This window comes from candidate division WOR-3 bacterium, from assembly GCA_016867815.1.
Classification (GTDB): Bacteria; Hydrothermota; Tepidihabitantia; order Tepidihabitantales; family Tepidihabitantaceae; genus UBA2258.
Window position 1 is genome coordinate 1 of sequence record VGIR01000179.1, and the last position, 2,926, is coordinate 2,926.

A 2,926-nucleotide genomic window follows, 5' to 3' on the forward strand; every position below is an offset into this window, starting at 1 on the left:
CTGAATGCGCCGGAGCTGGTTGCGGCGGTGGTAGCTGGTGCCAAGTACCGCAATGGCCTTCAAGTGAAAGCAGCAGCATGACCCCAAGACACCGCTCAGCTATTTCCACAACATTTGACAGGACCTCCTGCCGAACCGGACAACGGCTGCGGCACTAGGCTTGACACTGCGGTCTGCCTGGCTATTCTCCGTCGATGCCAAGAAGGCCCTTCAGACGCGCTCGCCCCCTTGTCGGCAGAAGGCGCGCTCCGAATGTGCGCAGGCGTAGAATGGCCCGTGACGGAGTCGCTTCTGCGACGCTGCCGATACTCTCCACTGACACGAACGCAGCCACCGGTTTCCGGTTCAGAGACTCGGCTTTCATGGAGAACCGGGACATTCCTGTGCATCGCTGGATTCCCTGGATAGCCGGGTTCTCCGCGACATTTGTGGAAGACTGCATGACAGCATTTCTCCCACGCAGATCGGACCGACGTTCCTGCGTGCTCGACCCGTTTGCTGGCGTAGGTACGACGCTCGTCGCAGCGATTGCCGCCGGACATGACGCGGTCGGATTCGAGATAAACCCGTATGCGGCTCTCGCCTGCAAGGTGAAGGTAGATTCAGCGCGGTTGAACGTGGCATTGCTTGAGTCGTACTGCACCCAGTACGCCGTCTTCAGCAAGAACGGTTCCAGAACCTGCCCCGGCACGCGGCCAATAGAGTTCCAGACCCGCATTCCCTTCTTCAGCGACTCCATCGAGCGTCAGGTCTTCGGGTTTCAGTCCTTCCTCGCTTCCATAAAGGACAGGACCGTGGCCGACATCTTCAGACTGGCATTCGGCGCGGTCATGGTCAGTTTCTCCAATTACTCGTATGAACCCAGCCTCTGCTCCCGGCCCGGTGCGGGAAAGCCCCTCATTGATGACGCCGACGTACACGGCTGCATCCTCAAGCGTCTGCAGAACATGGCTCACGACATTCGCTGGCTCCAGGACGACCTGAAGGGCAAGCCGCTCCCAGGCGTCGGCAAGGTGCATGAGATGAGCTTCATGGAATCTCGTTCGGTGCTTGCTCCTGCGAGCGTGGACCTTGTCGTCACGTCTCCTCCGTACATGAACAACTACCACTACGTCAGGAGCACCAGACCACAGATGTTCTGGCTGGGTCTGGTCAGCCAAAGGGCCGCCCTGCGCAAACTGGAGCACGAGAACATCGGCAAGTACTGGCAGACTGTTCGCGATGCCGAACCCGTCGCTCTTGAGTTCAGGCATCCCGAACTCGAGGACCTGCTGCGGGACATGCGGGCGACACGCGCAAGCGAAGGCGCATACGGCGGGCCGGGCTGGGCGAATTACGTCGCGACCTACCTGAACGACAGCTTCAAGTTCCTTTCTGTGTTGAAGCCGTCGTTAGCCCGAGGCGGAACAGTGGTCATCGTCATTGGGAACTCCATTATCCAGGGTCACGAGATCAAGCTCGAACAGACGCTCGCCGACATGGCCATTCAGCTTGGATATGAACTGGTCGCTGTCGAGACCTTGCGGACCAAGAGGGTCGGAGCCAGCATCACCAAGTCCACTGTCCGCCGCGGCGGCAAGTCACAGGCCACCCTGCACGAGAGCGCTGTCATCATCAGGAAGAGGTAGTCCCATGACGTTTGCGCCCGACTCGATACCACCTAGGAGCGACAGGCCCTATAATCCGCTCGAAAAACGCCGTCTGGCCGACAGCATTATCAGAGAGATGCTGCGACACGACGCCGAGAAGCTCCCACCTGCAGAGGTCTTCCCTGGCGCTGGCATCTACGCCATCTACTATCGAGGCAAGCTGCCACTCTATGGGCCGCTTGTAGCAGCCAATGCGAAGAGGTGGAGATTCCCGATATACGTCGGCAAGGCTACCCCTCCGGGCGGGAGAAAGGGCAAGCACTTCGCCGATGAGGCGCCGCTCACTTCAAGCGTGTACAAACGCCTCCAAGAACACGCGGAGTCCATAAGTCAGACCAAGGACCTGAACTTGGACGATTTCCGTTGTCGCCATCTGTTCGTAGATGAAATCTGGATCTCGCTGGCCGAGAGTCTTCTTATCGACATCACGCAGCCAGTCTGGAACTGCGTGCTCGACGGATTCGGCAATCACCCGGTAGGCAAACAGAGGAGCGAAGGTCAACGACCCACTTGGGACACGCTCCATCCCGGCCGTGAATGGGCACGGGATCTGAGTGCCAACAGGCTGACCCCTTCTGATCTGATATCTCGTGTAACCGAGCACCTCAGGGAATTCTTCGCGCACCCGCCCGACATGGATGCCTTGCTTCCCAGGTAGTAGCGCCAGCCGCGAACGCACGCAGTCTGCTGGGCAGGTGCCCATGCCCGTTCCCAATCCCAACCGTTGGCACCCCGTGATGCTACCTGACGACTACATCAGGAGGATGAAGCGGGAACTAGCCGAAGTTGAGGCTCAGGTCGAGTCCAAGTCCCGCTACGAACCCGACCCCGACGCCCCTCCGCCCGACGATGACTGACCCGGACGGAGTTACACCACCAAGACACCAAGACACGAAGAGCCGGTCGAAGGTCGCTCCGATCTCGGTTCCGATGACGACTGACGCCCGCCGAATTGACATCCCGGCCCACCGGAGTAGGATTCGACTGAGGTTGGACGCCGAACCGCGGCCGACCTCGACGCGAGGCGAAGATGCAGTGTGTGTGCAGGACTGTGCCAGGAGTGCCTGCTCAGGAGACAAATCATGAAACTCGTCTCTTTCACGGTTGAGAAGTTCAGAAGCATTATCAAGGCTCGCAAGATACACACGGGCCGGTCTACCGTACTCATCGGCCCCAAGAGCATGTCCCTCGGTTAGTTGAAATTCCTAGCGGCTCCCACATCACTTTAGGCAACTCTCTCTGTTGCGTCAATTTCTTTCGGTGACGCGGACCGTTCC

3 protein-coding genes are annotated in these 2,926 nt (G+C 59.2%); 2 read left to right on the top strand and 1 reads right to left on the bottom strand.

What is annotated here, in order from left to right; translation table 11 throughout:
- Positions 1-194: 194 nt before the first annotated feature.
- Together FJY68_14010 and FJY68_14015 are read left to right on the top strand one after the other, a co-directional pair.
- Positions 195-1,628, top strand: a complete 1,434-nt coding sequence (locus tag FJY68_14010; protein ID MBM3332937.1) for a site-specific DNA-methyltransferase — start codon at positions 195-197, stop codon at positions 1,626-1,628.
- Between the two features lie 97 nt (positions 1,629-1,725).
- Positions 1,726-2,307 (top strand): Eco29kI family restriction endonuclease, encoded by a 582-nt coding sequence (locus FJY68_14015; protein MBM3332938.1) that lies wholly within the window; start codon positions 1,726-1,728, stop codon positions 2,305-2,307.
- Between the two features lie 118 nt (positions 2,308-2,425).
- Here the strand turns inward: FJY68_14015 and FJY68_14020 are convergent, their stop codons facing one another.
- Positions 2,426-2,608, bottom strand: coding sequence for a hypothetical protein (locus tag FJY68_14020; protein ID MBM3332939.1), 183 nt, complete (start codon positions 2,606-2,608; stop codon positions 2,426-2,428).
- Positions 2,609-2,926: the final 318 nt, after the last annotated feature.

Excerpts from the sequence above, each read along its gene's own strand:
- FJY68_14010 (MBM3332937.1), top strand. The coding sequence starts at position 195 with ATGCCAAGAAGGCCCTTCAGACGCGCTCGCCCCCTTGTCGGCAGAAGG.
- FJY68_14015 (MBM3332938.1), top strand. The coding sequence starts at position 1,726 with ATGCTGCGACACGACGCCGAGAAGCTCCCACCTGCAGAGGTCTTCCCT.
- FJY68_14020 (MBM3332939.1), bottom strand. The coding sequence starts at position 2,608 with ATGTCAATTCGGCGGGCGTCAGTCGTCATCGGAACCGAGATCGGAGCG.